Below are 16,408 nucleotides of genomic sequence, written 5' to 3'. Positions count from 1 at the left end.
CAGCTCGGCGTCCTCGGCGAGGTCGGCGATGGTGAGATCGGCGGACTTGTCGTGGCGTTGGAGCCAGCCCGGCAGCGCCTCGGGGTCCAGCGAGACCAGGGCCGACACGAAGGGCTTGCCGTCGCCGACGACCAGGCACTGACCCACCAGCGGGTGGGCGCGCACCACGTCCTCCATGGGGGCGGGGGCGACGTTCTTTCCGCCGGCGGTGACGATGATTTCCTTGCTGCGGCCGGTGATCTTCAGGAAGCCGTCGGCGTCGATCTCGGCGATGTCGCCGGAGTGGAACCAGCCCTCGTCGTCCATCACCTCGGCGGTGGCGGCATCGTTCTGCCAGTAACCGGCGAAGACCTGGGGGCCCTTGATGAGCAGCTCGCCGTCGTCGGCGATGCGGATGGACGTACCCGGGATCGGCTTGCCGACGGTGCCGACCCGGTGGGCGGTGTCCAGGTTGAGCGCCACCACCGGCGAGGTCTCGGACAGGCCGTAGCCCTCGTAAATGGTCACGCCGACGCCGCGGAAGAAGTGCGCCAGCCGCTCGCCCAACGGCGCGCCGCCGGAGATCGCGGAGTGACATCGTCCGCCCATCACCTCGCGGATCTTGCTGTAGACGAGCCTGTCGAACAGGCTGTGCTTCAAGCGAAGCAGCCGCCCGGGGCCGCCCGCGTCCAGGGCCTTGGAGTAGGCGATGGCGGTGCGGGTCGCCGCGGCGAAGATCTTCCCCTTGCCGCCGTCGACGGCCTTCTGCTCGGCGCCGTTGTAGACCTTCTCGAACACCCTGGGCACCGCGATGACGAAGTCGGGACGAAAGCCCGGCATCGTGTCGACCAGGTGCTTGGGGTCGGAGATGTGCCCGACCCGCACCCGCGACTGGATGGTCCCGACCTGAATGATGCGGGCCAACACGTGCGCCAGCGGCAGGAACATCAGGGTGGAGGCGTCCTCGCGGAACATCGACCGCAGCTCGGGCAGGATGTTGGAGATGTCGGCGACCAGGTTGCGGTGGGTCAGCATGCAGCCCTTGGGGCGCCCCGTCGTGCCCGAGGTGTAGACGATCGTGGCCAGGTCGTCGGCGCGGCGCGAGGTGCGGCGCTCCTCGATGTCGATCGAGGTGCTCGTGCCGGCCTCGGTGAGCGTGTCGACAGCGCCGTCGTCGATCGTCCACAGCTGCTTGACGTCCGGGATCGACGACAGCACGGACTCCACGGTGGCGGTGTTGGCGGTGGTCTCGCTGACGCAGGCCACCGCGCCGGAGTCCGACAGAATCCACCTCACCTGCTCGGCGCTGGACGAGTCGTACACGGGAACCGTGACCGCGCCCGCCGTCCAGATCGCGTAGTCGAACAGGGTCCACTCGAAACGGGTGCGGCTGAACAACGCCACCCGGTCCCCGGGGCCGACTCCCGACGCGGCCAGGCCGCGCGCCACGGCCACCACCCGGTCGCGGAACTCGGTGAAGCTGATGTCGTGCCAACCGTCGCCGTCGGGCAGCGCGAAGATCGCGCGGTCGGGATAATTCGCGGTGTTCGTCCACAGGTGCGTGGTCGTGTTGTGGTCGTCGGGGATCTCGACGACCGCGGGTACGGCAAATTCGCGCACGGCGCGCCTCCATTGGCTTGCGTTCGCGGCGAGGAGTGATCGACGCGAAATTCCGTGGACATCAGCGGGACACATCAGCACGTTACCGCCGGGTACGGTGGGTTGTACAGCCCGGTGGAGGATACAGCCGTGCCACAGATCGATCTCATTGTTGAAACATACGTGCACGCGCCCGCCGCCGTCGTGGCGCCACGCGTCGCCGATCGCGGCCTGGCCGCCGCCCTATGGCCACAATGGATGGTACGGGTCGGCGAGGAGCGCGGCCTGGAGGGCATCCGCTGGTCGCTGGACGACACCCGCGTCGACGGCAGCACCGAGGTGTGGATCCAACGGCTCAGCGCCGACGGGTGCGTCCTCCACGCCTTCGCCCGCGTCGACCGCCGCGCCAAACCCTGGTCGGGATGGCGCGCCGCCTGGCTGAGCAGGCGAACGCGCACTCGAATGTCCACAGTCCTCATGAGCCTCAAGGACGACTGTGAAGCGGGCTGCGGGTAGGGTGTCGCTTCATGGTGGACTCATCGACTCAATCCATCGTGATCGATGCGCCGAGCGCACGGATCGCGGAGGTCATCGCGGAATTCGGCGCCTATCCCGAGTGGATCAGCGGCATGCAGTCCACCGAGGTCCTCGAGGAATTCGAGGACGGCTACGGCCACCTGGTCAAGTTCCGCATCGACGCGGGCATCTTCAAGGACACCTACGAGCTGCGGTACGACTACTCCGAGGACCTCAACCGCATCAGCTGGACTCTCGACAAGCCCTCCTCGGTGCAAAAGGCCCAGACCGGTTCCTACGACTTGGACGATCAAGGCGACGGCACCACCCGAGTGACTTACACTCTCGCGGTCGACTTGAGCATTCCGATGCTCGGCATGTTCAAGCGCAAGGCCGAGAAGATCATCATGGACTCGGCCCTCAAGGAACTGAAGAAGCGAGTGGAGGGCACGCGATGAGCAGCGGCTTGACGATCGGTGTCGATATCGGCGGCACCAAGGTGCTCGGGGGCGTGGTGGACGCCGAGGGCAAGGTCCTCACCACCACCCTGCGCCCCAGCCCCGCCCAGGACCCCGCCCAGATCCGCGCGGTGATCGCCCAGATCATCAGGGAACTGCGCGCCGACCACGACGTCGACGCCATCGGCATCGGCGCGGCGGGCTGGATCGACGAGAAGCGCTCGACCGTCCTGTTCGCACCGAACCTCGCCTGGCGCGACGAACCGCTGCGCGACTCGATCATGTCCGAGGTCGACATCCCCGTCGTGGTGGAAAACGACGCCAACGTCGCCACCTGGGCGGAATTCCGCTTCGGCGCGGGCCGCAAGGCCAACAGCGCCACGCTGTTCACCGTCGGCACGGGTATCGGCGGCGGCATCGTCCTCGAGGGACAGCTGGTGCGCGGCGCCCACGGCATCGCCGCCGAATTCGGCCACACCCTCGCCGTACCCGACGGGGTGACCTGCGGCTGCGGGCGCTCGGGATGCCTGGAGCAGTACGCCAGCGGCAACGCCCTGGTCCGATTCGCCCGCCAGGACGCCCTGACCCACCCCAACGAGGCGCGCCAGCTGCTCGAACACGCCGACGCCAACCCCGCCGCGATCACGGGCCCCATGGTCACCAACGCCGCCCGCAAGGGCGACCCGATCGCGTTGGGCGCCTTCAACAAGGCGGGCGGCTACCTCGGCGAGGCGCTGGCCGACATCGTCCAGCTGCTCGACCCCGACGTGATCATCATCGGCGGGGGAGTCATCAACGCGGGGGAGTTGCTGCTGACGCCCGCTCGGGAGCGCTACAACGCGGTGCTGAACGCGCGGGGTCGGTTCCCCGCCGCCGAGATCGTCGCCGCCGAGATGGGCCCCGAGGCGGGCATCATCGGCGCGGCCGATCTGGCGCGGAGGTAGGGAGCCCCGCGTTTGCGGAGCGTCCCACATGTTCCACAAGCACGCCCCTGGTGTGCTCGGGTCACTTCCGCGTGAGCGGAGCGATCGGTACCCGCGACAACTTGAAACTCACCAAGGGCGGTTCACCAGGGCGTCGTCGGTGGGCGTGGGCTAGTTGGTGTCCGTTCGGCGATCAAACGCTCCCGATGCGACGGATGCTAGATAGTCGCGCCATTCGGCGGAGGTCATCGTAAGGACGCCACCGTCAGGATCTTTGCTATCACGAACCGCGACATGGTGCGCGCCAATGACTCCAGACTCAACGCATGTGCCGTTTTCTGCCGTGTAGCTGCTCTTGCGCCAGACGACATCCGTGTGGGGGGTGAACACGGTGGATGTCACGTCAGTTCCTTCCTAAGTTTGGCAATGAACGCTCGGGATTCCTTCGGGGACAAGGCTTCAGACTTCGCGTGCCCAGCTGCGAGCCTGTAAGACTTCAGCTTGTCACGGTCTCGAATGAACACGGCATCGTCATACAGTTCACGGTAAGCAACGCCGCCCAGGCCTTCAAAGTCCAAAATCACATACTGGCCCATAGATGTCGCGGGGTGCAGGCCACGATCCGACTGAAGAACTTGAATCAGCACGTTGTTCTGTTTGGTCAATTCCAGGAGGTGAGCGCACTGGTCTCGCATGGTGCGAGCGTTCTTGGTTCGACGTCGAAACGCGGCTTCCTCAATCACCACGTGATAGTTCAACCTAGGTTCCATCGTCAAACGCTCGGCCCTGGCCATCCTGAGTTCAACGAACCGATCAATGTCGTCACCACGCACCAAGATCGCCTTGGCCGTCAGCTCGTTTGCGTAGTCGGTGGTTTGAAGAAGTCCTGGGATCAGTACAGGCTCATATGCGAACACGGTGGTGGCCATGCCTTCCAACCCCAGGTACAGGCCAAGCCAACTTGACACGACCCCGTTCCATCGATCCCACCACGGTTTGCCTTGAGACCGCGACGCGAGATCATCAAGCAGCTCGATGTCGCTCTCCGCGACCCTGCACGTTTCCAGCATTTTTCGAAGGTCTTCTCGGGTTGGTGCATGGCGCCCTGTCTCCCAATGCCCAAGCTTCGCCCGTGTCAACCCAGACGCGCTCGCGACTTCGGCAAGCGACAACCCGCTGGCCTCGCGACGACGCGCTATCTCACCGCCAAGCAACCATCGTCGAGCGATCGGGTCGATACGTCCTGGCATGTCTGAAATCCCCTTCTACGCCTTTCAGTACATCTTCTACTAGGGCTCCGAGAACAGCCTTACCCCTAGCACTGTCAGGAACACGACAGTTTTGCTAGCTGTTTTATTAGACGTCTAACATATGATCTCCCCTGAGAGCATCACCGATCCTCCTGGAGGGAAGATTCTCATGGCCAACGGACACAGCTTTCACACACTACCCACCTTCGGTAGTCCGCAATGGAACACCGAAGTGCGCAGAATGGTGACGGCGCAGGCGCCGTTGCGGTTCGGCGTCGTGGGGCACGATCCGCAGACAAAGAACTCCGCGATACTGGCATGGGGGTTCGACTATGGACAAGGCGAGGTGGTCGTCGAGTCCGTTCGGGGCGACCAACGGTGGCAGCTCAGCACGGCCGAGGACATTCGCAAGTACTTCCCTCAGGCACCAGAGGGCGGGCTTGAGCTGATCTGGATCGACGGACAGGCGACGGTACGGACCTCCCGATTGGGTTGAAGAGTCGTGTCACTGTCCCCGCCGGAGACCGAACAGGGGCTCTTGAATAGTTGGGGGGCCAGCGATGCTGAGTTTGGGGTAGACGCGGGGCGCTTGGCACCCTTGGACGATTCATCCGCGCGCACGGAGGTGAACCAAAGTGAGCACAATGGAGTTAGCATCGCTCGGTTTGGTTCCCGCCCACGCGGGGTTGGCGTTGAGGAACCCCTAAACCAGGTACCGCACCGCCCCCGCGAACTCATCCGCGTACGGGTGGTCGGCGATCGGGACGATCTCGATGACCTGCTCCGTCGTATCGGTGTTCGTCCGCGCGTCGATGATCTTGCCGTCGCCGATGCACATCCCGACGTGGTGGATGTAGCTGGTGCCGTAGAAGAGCAGGTCGCCAGCTACCAGCGAGTCGGCGTTCACGGGCGTGCCCGCGTCCTTCTGGTCGCCCGCGTCGCGGGGGATCGTGATGCCGTGCACGCGATACAGCGAATGCGTGTACCCGCTGCAGTCGAACCCGAAGCCCGACACCCCCGCCCACAGATAAGGCAACCCGAGGAACATCTTCGCGTCGGCCACCAGGTCGGCGCCGCTCGGCTTCGGAATGTCGTCTGCGGTCGCATAGACGTCCACATCGCTTGTGGCGACCCACTTGTCGCCGTCCGTTGGCGTCGACACCTTCACCGCGGTCGTGGACGCGTCCACCACGGGAAGCCTGGTGCAGTAGCTGATCTCCATGAACTTCTTGCCCAGACCCGAGTCGTCGTACAACCACGTCGTCGCCGACTTCACCTGCGCGAACTTCCCGTCGGCGAGCGCCTTGTCCGTCAGCTGGACGCTCGGCATCCAGCCCGGGTAGCCGCGCGGGTCGCGCGGCGTCGGCTGGTCGTGGACCACGACCTTGACCCACGCGCCGTCGACGTCCGTGATCGTCACCGTCTGCCCCAGCAGCGCCGCGGTCTCGAGGTTTCCGACCAGCCAGTGGCGCTGCTTCAGCGTCATCGCCTTGGTCCAGGCCCGCATGTCCACGGGATTCGTTGTGGAGGGGGCGTCCACCTTGCGATCCTTTTTGGCGTTGACCCACAATGTCGCCACGGCGACATCCACATACGCCGTATCGCCGACCTGCCATGCGCGCGGGCGCGGTTTGGGGTCGGCGGTGGCTACTCCAGCGGCGAGCGTTGCCGCAGCTAGACCCAGTCCCGTGACGGCACTGGCCTTGAGCATCGATCGGCGAGAAAATTCGGGCACCACACGCCTCCATAAATCGACATATCGCGGGATGTCAATTTACGGCGAAAAGGCTGTAACCAGCAAGCCTCAAATCAGTCGCGTTTATAGCCGACGACCAATTCGGTGGCGAGCTGCTCGCAGAACAGGCCGATGTCGGTGATGATGCCCGTGGCCTGTGCCGAACCGCGGTCGGCCAGCTTGGTGACCGTGGCGGGGTTGATGTCGACGCTGACCAGCGGCACCGAGGCGGGCAGCATGTTGCCCGTGGCGATCGAGTGCAGCATGGTCGCCACCATGATCGCGAAGCCCACGCCGCCGAGGCATTCGCGCATGGCGCGCTGGCCGTCGATCACGTCGGTGTAGACGTCGGGGAGCGGGCCGTCGTCGCGCACCGAACCGACCAGGACGAAGCGCTTGCCCTTGTTGACGAGCGCGTGCATCACGCCCGAACGCAGCACGCCCTCGCTGACGGCGTCGGCGATCGAGCCGCAGCCGCGGATGCGGTTGATGGCGCGGATGTGGTGCTCGTGGCCGTGCGGGACGCCGTGTCCCTTGTCGAGGTCGACGCCCAGGGAGGTGCCGTACAGGGCCGACTCGATGTCGTGGGCGGCAAGGGCGTTGCCCGCGAACAGGACGTCCACGTAGCCGTCTTCGATGAGCGCGACCAGGGCGGGGGCCGCTCCCGTGTGGACGATGGCGGGGCCGCCGACCCACAGGATCTTCTCGCCGCGGGCCTTGACCTCGCGCATCCGCTCGGCGACCTGGCGCACCAGCAGGGCCTGGGGTTTTTCGCTCGAGACGTCGGAGGACATGAACTCGAAGCTGGGCTCGGAGGGGTCGCCGCGCTCGGGTTCGGGCAGGGGGACCACCTTGATGCCGCCCGAGCCGCACACGACGAGCTCGCCCGCGCGGACGTCCGAGACGGGGAGGGTGCGGGCGGAGTCGCCGTCGATGATGATGCCGCAGTCCATCTCGGGGTTGGCGACCGTCAGCCACGTCGTGTCCGTGCGGACGCGGGTGTCGAGGTTGGTGGTCGAGTAGAAGTCCTCGGGGAAGACGCCGTCGTGCGGCGCGGGACGCAGCAGGGCCTGGCCGGGGTCGATCTTGTTGGCGCCGTGGGTTTGCAGCCGCATCACGATGCGGTCGAGCTGCTCGTGGTCGTCGTTGAGGACGGTGATCTTGACGTACGACTCGTCGGTGTGGGTGCGTCCCACGTCGAGGCGCTCGATGCGGTAGTCGCTGGAGTACTCCAGGACGTCGTCCAGCACCCGCGCCAGGATGCCCGAGTCGAGAATGTGACCGCGAATCTCGACGGTTTCGCTGAACCCCACTTGGCCGCTCCTTTTGGTTTCCCGATCTTGATCGACCGTCAGACGGTAACCCCCTGTCCATCGGAGATTCCACCCGAGGTCCCCCGTTCGCGCAAGTGCTTTGCGCGAACGCTCAGGCCGCGCTCGACCAGCGCGATCGGGGTGAACCGCGATTAGGATTCGACGGATGAACCTGCGCGCCGAAGCCCACGCCATCGCCGAGGAACTGTCCACACTGAGACGTGAGCTGCACCGCATTCCCGAGATCGGCCTGGACCTGCCGCTCACCCAGCGCACGGTGCTGGACGCGCTCGAGGGGCTGCCGCTGGAAATCGCCGTGGGGCAAGGGTTGTCGTCGGTGACGGCCGTGCTGCGCGGCGGCGCGCCAGGGCCCGTGGTGCTGCTGCGGGGCGACATGGACGCGCTGCCCATCACCGAAGAGGTCGATGTGGACTATCGATCCATCCACGAGGGAGCGATGCACGCCTGCGGCCACGACCTGCACACGGCGGGCCTGGTGGGCGCGGCGCGGCTGCTGTGCGCGCACTCGGAGGAGCTGGCGGGGGACGTGGTCTTCATGTTTCAGCCCGGCGAGGAGGGCCTGGACGGGGCGGCGCACATGATCGACGAGGGCGTGCTGACGGCGGCGGGCCGTCCCGCCGACGCGGCGTACGGCATCCACGTGTTCTCGGGCTCGTTCCCCCGCGGCGTGTTCAGCACGCGCCCCGACCGCCTGATGGCGGCGTCCGACGGCCTGTTCGTCACCGTGGTCGGCAAGGGCGGGCACGGTTCCACCCCGCAGGACTCGCTGGACCCGATACCCGTGGCCTGCGAAATGGTGACGGCGCTGCAAACCCTGACCACCCGCCGCTTCAGCCCGTTCGAGCCCGTGGTCATCACCGTGGGCACCTTCCACGCGGGCACCCGCCGCAACATCATTCCCGCGCGGGCGCGCTTCGAGGCGACCGTGCGGACGTACTCCGCCGACGCCCGCGACCAGGCGGAGCGGCTCGCCGTCAAGCTGTGCGACGACATCGCCACCGCCCACGGGCTGACCGCCGAGGTCCGTTACGACAGGGAATACCCCGCCACCATCAACGACGCCGCCGAGTCCGCTTTCGTGGCCGACACGGTTCGCGAGGTCTTCGGCGCCGAACGCTACGAGCACCTGGAGGAGCCGCTGATGGGCTCGGAGGACTTCTCGCGGGTGCTGCACAACGTGCCCGGCTGCTACGTGTTCCTGGGGACCAGCACCTCGCCCGACCTCGCCGACGCCCCGTCCAACCACTCGCCGCTGTCGTCGTTCGACGACGCACACGTGGCCGACGCGGCGGCGCTGCTGGCCGAGCTGGCGGTGCGGCGGATGCACCGCGGGTGACGGGTCGGCGGTTAGGCTCGGCGCCATGACGTATCTCGCCGTAAACGACCGCTACGCCTCGATGCCGTACCGCCGCAGCGGACGCAGCGGACTGAAACTGCCCGTGATCTCGCTGGGCCTGTGGCACAACTTCGGCCACGAGCGTCCCCTGGAGACGCAGCGCTCGATCCTGCGCCGCGCCTTCGACCTGGGAGTGACCCATTTCGATCTGGCGAACAACTACGGGCCCCCTCCTGGCTCGGCCGAGGAGAATTTCGGACGCGTCCTGGCCACCGATTTCAAGCCGTACCGCGACGAGCTGGTCATCTCGTCCAAGGCGGGCTGGGGAATGTGGGACGGCCCCTACGGCGACGGCGGATCGCGCAAGTACCTGGTGGCCTCGCTCGACCAGTCGCTGCGCCGCATGGGACTGGACTATGTGGACATCTACTATCACCACCGCCCCGACCCCGAGACGCCGATCGCCGAGTCCATGGGCGCGCTCGACGCCATCGTCCGCTCGGGAAAGGCCCTGTACGCGGGCATCTCCAACTACAACGCCGCCCAGGCCGCCGAGGCCGCCAAGATCCTCAAGGACCTGGGCACGCCTCTGCTCATCGACCAGCCGTCCTACTCGATGTTCAACCGCTGGACCGAAGAGGACAATCTACTGGGGACGCTGGAATCGGCGGGCGCGGGCTGCATCGCCTACAGCCCCCTGGCGCAGGGCCTGCTCACCGACCGCTACCTGGGCGGCATCCCCGCCGACTCTCGGGTGCGCACCAGCCAGTTCCTCAACGAATCCGACCTGTCGGACGACACCATGGACAAGGTCCGAGCGCTCGGCGAGATCGCCCAGCGGCGCGGCCAGTCCCTGGCCCAGCTCGCCCTGGCCTGGGCGCTGCGCGACCCCCGCATGACCAGCCTGATCATCGGCGCCAGCAGCGTGGCCCAGCTCGAGACCAACATCGGCGCCGTCGACAACCTCGACTTCACCGACCTGGAACTCGCCGAGATAGACACGGTCCTGGGCTAGGACGCGTTCGACAGCTCCGCGGCCAGCCCGTCGACGGCGGGAAACAGCACCCCCAGGTGGTGACGGATGTCGTCGAAGGTGTGCAGGGTCGCGAGGTCGTCCTGCGTATACCAGGCGAAGGGATGGTCGGGCGTGTGTCGCGGCGTCGGATCGTCCGCGATCGCCAGGTACTTGTGGTCGACGTGGACGTGCGTTTCGCGCAGGTGGTTGTCGCCGTCGGGAACGGGGTGCTCGACGATCCACAGCGGCATCGCCACGTGGGTCGCGGTCTCCGAATCGGGCACCGCGGGCAGCGGCGACGGCGGCGACCACAACCGCACGCCCTCCAAGCCCGTCTCCTCGACGACCTCGCGCACCACGCTCTGCTGCGGATTCTCGTCGTCCTCGACGTGGCCCCCAGGCATCAGCCAACGGTCGAAGATCGGGTGCCTGATCAGCCCCGTGCGCCAACCCGCCTCGCCGCGATGAAAGACAAAAGCGCTGGCAGTGACATGTTTGATCATGATTCCCTCCTGAATACCGACGCACATCGAACCACGCGGGTACGTCAACACCGAGCGCGGGCGCCAAAGAGCCGATGACCCCTCGGGCCATCGGCATCTCGGCTAACTCAAGATTCAGTTCTTGGCGCGCAACACTTCCAGCCGCTGCCGATACTCCTCCTCGGAGATCTCGCCCTTAGCGAACCGCTCCCGCAGCACGCCCTCGGCGCCATGGTTGTAGTGCCACCCACCGCGCTTGCGGCGGAACACGGCGGCGATCACGACGATGACGGCGATCCAGAACAGCGGGAACAGCAGGAACCAGGGCCCGCCGCCCCAGCCGTAGTGGCCCCAGTGGGCGAGGCCAGTGGACATCGCGGTGGTGATGGTGTTCATGGAAATCAACTCCAGGTGTTGTGTGGTTGTGACACCAACTCTCCGCATTTCCACCCCTGGTGACGTCGGGCGACGGGAGGCAGTTGGGCTACCACGGCGGGGGTAGGCGCGCCTGGGGCGACATCACTTTGGGAAGACGGACGAGCGGTGAATCCGAAGTGATGCACAATGACGGGGACCACTTGAGCAGATGCAGGTAAAGAAGTCTGTTCCCCGCATGCGCGGGGGTGAACCATCGCCGGTGACCACCTGCGCGGCCAGGACCCACTGTTCCCCGCATGCGCGGGGGTGAACCCGCGATGCGGGAGACCGAGGTCAAATACCGGGTCTGCTCCCCGCACCCGCGGGGGGCGACCTTCGCTCGCCAATTCGTTTGCCCACGTTATCGACGCGCGTTACGCTGCCTGCCGACTTCTCGAAGGGACGGATCATGGCGGTAGATCAGGAGCTGGTGGACGCGGCGGTCGCGCAGATGGATGAGCGCCATCCCGACGACCCCGAGGGCGGCGCGGCCGCCGTGCGGGGCGCGAACGGGGAGATCTTCACCAGCGTCGCGTTCGAGAACATCAATGGCGGCGTCACCCTGTGCCACGAGACGGGCGGCTTCATCCAGGCGTTCACGAAGAACGTCGCCGTCACCGACTCCGTGTGCGTCGCACGCGATCCGCTGTTCGACGCGCCCGTGATCCTGGCGCCATGCGGCATCTGTCGCGAGCGCCTGGCGTTGTGGGGGCCCGATGTCGAGGTCGGTGTGCCCGACCCCGCCGATCCCACGAAGTGCTTGAGCCGCAGGCTTTCCGAGGTTCACGTGTCGTACTGGGGACGGCAGTACCCCGACGAGAGCGGCTGGAGCCGCCGCGAGTCTTAGGGCGTGTTGGGGGATCCCGTTTCCTGCTGCGCGGCGCCCCGATGGCGCCTGGCCGCGTTGTCGGCACGAATCCATTGGGAAACCGCTCGCCACGGAAGTGGATCCCCCAACACGCCCTAACCGAGCCAGCCAGGGCGGACCAGGCCCGACTCGTACGCGAACACCACCAGCTGAGCCCGATCGCGGGCGTGCAGCTTCACCATGGCGCGGCTGACGTGGGTCTTGGCGGTGGCGGGGGACAGGAACAGCTTCTTCGCGATCTCCTCGTTCGACAAACCGTTGCCCGCCAAGGCGACCACCTCGCGTTCGCGATCCGTCAGCAGCTTGAGGCGCTTGTCGGAGATGGGTTCCTTGGCGCGCTGGGCGAACTCGGCGACCAGGCGCTTGGTGACGCCTGGGGACAGCAGGGCGTCGCCGCGGGCCACGACCCGCACCGCCTGGAGCAGCTCGACGGGTTCGGTGTCCTTGACGAGGAAGCCGCTGGCGCCCGAGCGCAGCGCCTCGAAGACGTACTCGTCGAGATCGAAGGTGGTCAGGATGACGATGCGGACGTCCTCCAGTGCGGGGTCGGCGCCGATGCGCGCGGTGGCCGACAGCCCGTCCAGGCCAGGCATGCGGATGTCCATCAGCGCGACGTCGGGCACGTGGCGCTTGATCGCCTCCACGGCCTCGGCGCCGTCGCTGGCCTCGGCCACCACGGTGATGTCCTCACAGGAGTCCAGCAGTGCACGGAATCCCGCGCGCACCAGGGCCTGATCGTCGGCGAGCACCACGCGAATCTGATCTTGGGTCACGTCACAAACCTACCGGGGCAGCCGCGCCGACACGGTGAAGCCGCCGCCGGGGTTGGGCCCCGCCGTGCAGTCGCCGCCGACGGCGACGGCGCGTTCGCTCATGCCTGTCAGCCCGTTGCCGGGGATGGGCACGCCGCCCGTTCCGTTGTCGGACACGGCGATCGTGAGCCTGTCTCCATAGTCGATGGTGACGTCGGCGCGGGTGGCGCCCGAGTGGCGCAGCACGTTGGTCAGCGACTCCTGGATGATGCGCAGCGCCGCCAGGTCCACCGCGGGATCCAGCGGTGCCGCCTGGCCGTCGACGCGCAGGTTCACCTCGATGCCCGCCGCGCGCACGCTGTCGACCAGTTCGTCCAGCTGGGCCAGGCCCGCCGTCGGGGTGCGGGGCGCGCTGTCGTCGGTGTTGCGCAAGGCATCCAGGGCCCCGCGCAGCGCCGTCAGCGCCTCCTTGCTGGCGCCCTTGATCGCGGCGAGGGCGGTGCGGGTCTGTTCGGGCCTTTCGTCCACAAGGTGCAGCGCGACTCCCGATTGGACGTTGATCAGGGAGATGTGGTGGGCCAGGATGTCGTGGAGTTCCTGGGCGATGCGCAGCCGCTCCGCTCCCGCCAGCCGCGCGGCCTCGGCGGCCCGCGCCCTCTTGGCCTGGGCGGCGCGCTCGCCGCGCACCATCTTGACCCACCCCGCCAGCGCCGCGATCACCGAGACGAACAGCGGGCCGTTCGGCAGGCCCAGGGAGTAGAACACCAGCATGGTCACGACCGTGACGCCCACGACCGTGCGGGGGAAGCCGCGCAGCGCCAGCAGCGCCAGCGGGCCGATCAGCGCCAGCGCGTAGCCGTACCAGGGGACGGGGACGGGGGCGGCGGCCCAGTCGTGGTTGTTCCACCAGGCCCCGTGGTGGCCCGCCATGTAGGCGGCGCCGCGTGTGCCCATCAGCTGGATGAAGGCGATCGGGATCGGAATCAGCAACCACGGGAACCGCGCCAGCCACCACGGCCAGCGGTCGCGACGCGTGTCAACGGCGGTTTGGGTGGTCATCGCTCCACAGTATGCGGCACGGTGGCCGCCGACATGGCCCAACGGGAGTGCGCCGGGCTACTCCGACGGTTGTACACCATCGGGGGATGTGCATATGCCGGTATCCGTACTAGCGCTGGCGAAGCGAAACCGGTACTCTGCGGTGCGCCCCTGGAATGCGTGTGTGGTGTGGGAAAGGTGTGCGATGCCCGAGTACGGCGTGGATGCCGCGTACGATCGCGGTGACACGGTGTGCGTCATCGGTGCCGGAATGTCGGGACTGTTGGCGATCAAGAACCTGTGCGAGTACGGCTTCAAGGTCGACTGCTACGAGAAGGATTCAGGCATCGGCGGGAGCTGGAACATCACCCAGCGCCGCTCCCCGATGTACGCCAACACCCACCTGGTGTCCTCGCGGACGCAAACGGAGTTCCCCGACTTCCCGATGCCCGACGACTGGCCCGACTACCCGGGCCACAAGCGCGTGCTGTCCTATCTGGAGCGCTACGCCGACCACTTCGGACTCCGCGACCACATCTGGTTCGGCAGCGAGATCGAGCGCATCGAGAAGGCCGACCGGGGTCGCTTCGACGTGATCGTCAAGCCCACCTCGGGCTCGGCCGCGCGCCGCCTCCGCTACGCCGCCGTCGTCATCGCCAACGGCCACAACTGGAACCCCTTCGTTCCCGAATACCCTGGGCAGCAAGCGTTCCGCGGCGAGATCATCCACTCCTCGTCCTACGCCGACTCCTCCCGCCTGCGCGGCAAGAAGGTCCTGGTGGTCGGCGCGGGCAACTCGGGATGCGACATCGCCTGCGAATCGGCGACCACCGCCGACCGCACCTGGCACTCCACCCGGCGCGGCTACTGGTACACCCCGAAGTACCTCTTCGGACGCCCCTCCGACCAGCTGTCGCAGCGGATGTCCTGGATGCCCAAGGGCCTGCGGCACAAGGTGACCGAGTACGTCATCAGGCGCGTCGGCGGCGACCCCACCCGCTTCGGGCTCCCCAGGCCCGACCACCACATGCACCAGTCGCACCCGATCGTCAACAGCCACATCCTGCACCACATCGGACACGGCGACCTCGAGCCCCGCCCCGACATCGCCCGCTTCGACGGGCGCCACGTCGTCTTCACCGACTCCTCAACGGCCGAACCGGATCTGGTCGTCCTGGCCACCGGATACCGCCCCAGCTACGACTTCTGCGACCCCGAGCTGCTCGGCACCACCACCGGCGACGACGGCTTCCCCCGCCTGTTCGCCCAGATGTTCTCCCCGTCCTCGGAGACGTTGTCCGTGGCGGGCCTGATCCAGGCCGATTCGGGGATCTTCCCGCTGGTGCACTGGCAGACCGTGGCGATCGCGAAGTGGCTGCGGATCCGCGCCAGCGATCCCGAGCGCGCCAAGCAGTTTCGCGATCGCGTGGTCACCGAGGCGGGCACCCGGTACACCGACGGAAAGATGAACGACTCGCCGCGCCACCGCCTGGAGGTCTCGCACGACCTCTATCTGGACTCCCTGGCGCGGATCATTGAAACCCTGGACAAAGAATCGGACGGTGCCTAGATGAGCATGGACGTCTGGAGGCGTCGCTACGGTTCCAAGCCCGTGAGCCCCGTCGACCGCGAGCTGCTGTCGTCGCTGCCCGATCTCGACCCCGACGACGACAAGCCGCTCGCCCCGATCTTGTGCGTGACAGGCGATTCCCGCGGCGCCGGCGCGTTCACCGAGCACTGGCTGCCCCGCATCGCCGAGCGCGGCCGCGCGGGCTACGCGGTGAGCGTGCGCGGCCAGGGGGGCACCCCGAAGGCCGACGGCGGGCGGGACGGCAGGGTCCACGACATCGTCCAGGCCGCGGTGAGCCTGCCGGGGCGCGCCGTCCTGATCGGACACGACAAGGCCGCGCCCCTGGTGGCCCGGGCCCTGACCCGCTACCCCGCCGAGGCGGCGGTCTTCTTGGCGCCCAAGGGCTTGGCGTCCAAGCCGTCCGACCCGACGGGCTCGCCGCGCGTCCTGATCGCGGGCAGCCCCGACGACCGCGCTGCCCCCGAGAAGGTGCTCGACAAAGCCGCGACGGCCTACGGCGGCGCGCCCCTGCTGTTCCCCGGCGTCGGACACGACTTCATGAACGACCCCGGCTGGAAGGCCCCGCTGGACGCGCTGCTGGACTGGCTGGACGACAGGGGCGAGTAGTCGCCGTTGGACGGTCGAGCGGTATAGCCTCGTGGCATCGGGAGGATCCGCTCACATGACTTACCCCCAAGACAATCGCGACTGGACTGTCCCCGGCGCCCCGGCCATCGCACCGCCGCCCGAGGTCAGACGCGGTGTGCTGTTTCTGTACTTCGCGTCCGTCGCCTGGTTCGTCGCTAACCTGCTCGCCTGTCTCAGGGCGGTCCTGAACCTCTTCATGATGTATTCGGACGTTGGGTCCGGGTTGTTCGAGGAGCTGGTGCGCATGGTGCTGTGGCTCGTCGCCGCGGCCGCCGCCGTCGCGCTGTTCGTCCTGACGCGCCAACTGTCGCAATCGCGGGTGAAGGTGCGCGTCGCCGTTCTCGTGCTCGGCTGGATCGCGTTTGCCCTCGGCGCCATGGCCTTCCTCGGCAACATCCTCAGCGTGATCCGTCCCCAGCGCGGCCCCGTCGACGTCCTCTTCGAGGTGACCAGCACGCTGCAGTTGGTCGTGGGGCTGATCGTCGCGG

General features: G+C 67.2%; 19 protein-coding genes. 10 read left to right on the top strand and 9 right to left on the bottom strand.

Going from position 1 to position 16,408, the window contains the following annotated elements; all coding sequences use genetic code 11:
* Positions 1 to 1,599 (bottom strand): AMP-dependent synthetase/ligase (locus VE172_RS02220; RefSeq protein ID WP_324796525.1); only part of this gene is annotated, 1,599 nt, incomplete at its 3' end.
* Between the two features lie 129 nt (positions 1,600 to 1,728).
* On the opposite strand from VE172_RS02220, the gene VE172_RS02215 reads away from it, so the two are divergent.
* Genes VE172_RS02215 through VE172_RS02205 form a run of 3 tightly spaced genes read left to right on the top strand, consistent with a single transcriptional unit; the run spans position 1,729 to position 3,496 of the window.
* A complete protein-coding gene (locus VE172_RS02215; protein WP_324796523.1) occupies positions 1,729 to 2,094 on the top strand; it encodes a hypothetical protein in 366 nt (121 codons plus the stop codon).
* Positions 2,095 to 2,105: 11 nt separating this feature from the next.
* Positions 2,106 to 2,552, top strand: coding sequence for an SRPBCC family protein (locus tag VE172_RS02210; protein WP_324796520.1), 447 nt, complete (start codon positions 2,106 to 2,108; stop codon positions 2,550 to 2,552).
* On the top strand, positions 2,549 to 3,496 hold the full coding sequence (locus tag VE172_RS02205) for an ROK family glucokinase (RefSeq protein WP_324796517.1): 948 nt from the start codon (positions 2,549 to 2,551) through the stop codon (positions 3,494 to 3,496). The genes VE172_RS02210 and VE172_RS02205 overlap by 4 nt, the downstream gene beginning before the upstream one ends.
* A 150-nt stretch (positions 3,497 to 3,646) precedes the next feature.
* Here VE172_RS02205 and VE172_RS02200 read toward each other — a convergent pair whose 3' ends face one another.
* Both VE172_RS02200 and VE172_RS02195 read right to left on the bottom strand, forming a co-directional pair.
* Entirely contained in the window at positions 3,647 to 3,877 is a 231-nt protein-coding gene (locus tag VE172_RS02200) for a DUF397 domain-containing protein (RefSeq protein ID WP_324796514.1), read from the bottom strand.
* The gene (locus VE172_RS02195; protein ID WP_324796511.1) at positions 3,874 to 4,725 is read right to left on the bottom strand and encodes a helix-turn-helix domain-containing protein; all 852 of its coding nucleotides are present in this window, start codon (positions 4,723 to 4,725) and stop codon (positions 3,874 to 3,876) included. Before VE172_RS02195 ends, VE172_RS02200 begins: the two co-directional genes overlap by 4 nt.
* A gap of 121 nt (positions 4,726 to 4,846) precedes the next feature.
* Between VE172_RS02195 and VE172_RS02190 the strand changes: the two genes are divergently transcribed.
* Positions 4,847 to 5,221: a hypothetical protein gene (locus VE172_RS02190; RefSeq protein WP_324796508.1), complete on the top strand. Its 375-nt coding sequence runs from the start codon at positions 4,847 to 4,849 to the stop codon at positions 5,219 to 5,221.
* Between the two features lie 207 nt (positions 5,222 to 5,428).
* Here the strand turns inward: VE172_RS02190 and VE172_RS02185 are convergent, their stop codons facing one another.
* Positions 5,429 to 6,460: a C40 family peptidase gene (locus VE172_RS02185; protein ID WP_324796506.1), complete on the bottom strand. Its 1,032-nt coding sequence runs from the start codon at positions 6,458 to 6,460 to the stop codon at positions 5,429 to 5,431.
* A gap of 74 nt (positions 6,461 to 6,534) precedes the next feature.
* Complete coding sequence (locus tag VE172_RS02180) at positions 6,535 to 7,773, bottom strand: ornithine cyclodeaminase, nickel-pincer nucleotide-dependent (protein WP_324796504.1); 1,239 nt, start codon at positions 7,771 to 7,773, stop codon at positions 6,535 to 6,537.
* Positions 7,774 to 7,939: 166 nt separating this feature from the next.
* On the opposite strand from VE172_RS02180, the gene VE172_RS02175 reads away from it, so the two are divergent.
* Together VE172_RS02175 and mgrA are read left to right on the top strand one after the other, a co-directional pair.
* Entirely contained in the window at positions 7,940 to 9,130 is a 1,191-nt protein-coding gene (locus VE172_RS02175) for a M20 metallopeptidase family protein (protein ID WP_324796501.1), read from the top strand.
* A 25-nt stretch (positions 9,131 to 9,155) separates the two neighbouring features.
* Positions 9,156 to 10,145, top strand: coding sequence for an L-glyceraldehyde 3-phosphate reductase (gene mgrA, locus VE172_RS02170; RefSeq protein ID WP_324796498.1), 990 nt, complete (start codon positions 9,156 to 9,158; stop codon positions 10,143 to 10,145).
* Here mgrA and VE172_RS02165 read toward each other — a convergent pair.
* Complete coding sequence (locus VE172_RS02165; RefSeq protein WP_324796496.1) at positions 10,142 to 10,648, bottom strand: NUDIX hydrolase; 507 nt, start codon at positions 10,646 to 10,648, stop codon at positions 10,142 to 10,144. The genes mgrA and VE172_RS02165 overlap by 4 nt on opposite strands.
* Before the next feature lie 114 nt (positions 10,649 to 10,762).
* Complete coding sequence (locus VE172_RS02160; protein ID WP_324796493.1) at positions 10,763 to 11,023, bottom strand: SHOCT domain-containing protein; 261 nt, start codon at positions 11,021 to 11,023, stop codon at positions 10,763 to 10,765.
* Between the two features lie 430 nt (positions 11,024 to 11,453).
* On the opposite strand from VE172_RS02160, the gene VE172_RS02155 reads away from it, so the two are divergent.
* Positions 11,454 to 11,891 (top strand): cytidine deaminase, encoded by a 438-nt coding sequence (locus VE172_RS02155; RefSeq protein ID WP_324796490.1) that lies wholly within the window; start codon positions 11,454 to 11,456, stop codon positions 11,889 to 11,891.
* 116 nt (positions 11,892 to 12,007) lie between these two features.
* Here the strand turns inward: VE172_RS02155 and VE172_RS02150 are convergent, their stop codons facing one another.
* Together VE172_RS02150 and VE172_RS02145 are read right to left on the bottom strand one after the other, a co-directional pair.
* Complete coding sequence (locus tag VE172_RS02150; protein WP_324796487.1) at positions 12,008 to 12,685, bottom strand: response regulator transcription factor; 678 nt, start codon at positions 12,683 to 12,685, stop codon at positions 12,008 to 12,010.
* A gap of 9 nt (positions 12,686 to 12,694) precedes the next feature.
* Complete coding sequence (locus tag VE172_RS02145; RefSeq protein WP_324796484.1) at positions 12,695 to 13,723, bottom strand: sensor histidine kinase; 1,029 nt, start codon at positions 13,721 to 13,723, stop codon at positions 12,695 to 12,697.
* A gap of 184 nt (positions 13,724 to 13,907) precedes the next feature.
* Here VE172_RS02145 and VE172_RS02140 point away from each other — a divergent pair, with 184 nt between their 5' ends.
* The 3 genes from VE172_RS02140 to VE172_RS02130 form a co-directional block, all read left to right on the top strand.
* On the top strand, positions 13,908 to 15,272 hold the full coding sequence (locus VE172_RS02140; protein ID WP_324796481.1) for a flavin-containing monooxygenase: 1,365 nt from the start codon (positions 13,908 to 13,910) through the stop codon (positions 15,270 to 15,272).
* The gene (locus VE172_RS02135) at positions 15,273 to 15,899 is read left to right on the top strand and encodes an alpha/beta hydrolase (RefSeq protein ID WP_324796479.1); all 627 of its coding nucleotides are present in this window, start codon (positions 15,273 to 15,275) and stop codon (positions 15,897 to 15,899) included.
* Positions 15,900 to 15,954: 55 nt separating this feature from the next.
* Positions 15,955 to 16,408, top strand: a 454-nt coding sequence (locus VE172_RS02130; RefSeq protein ID WP_324796476.1) for a hypothetical protein, incomplete at its 3' end; no start/stop codon positions are given.

It is taken from the genome of Stackebrandtia sp. (genome assembly GCF_035643755.1).
Classification (GTDB): Bacteria; Actinomycetota; Actinomycetes; order Mycobacteriales; family Micromonosporaceae; genus Stackebrandtia.
Note: the sequence above shows the minus strand (reverse complement) of the source record. Positions and strands in the feature narration are given on the sequence as shown.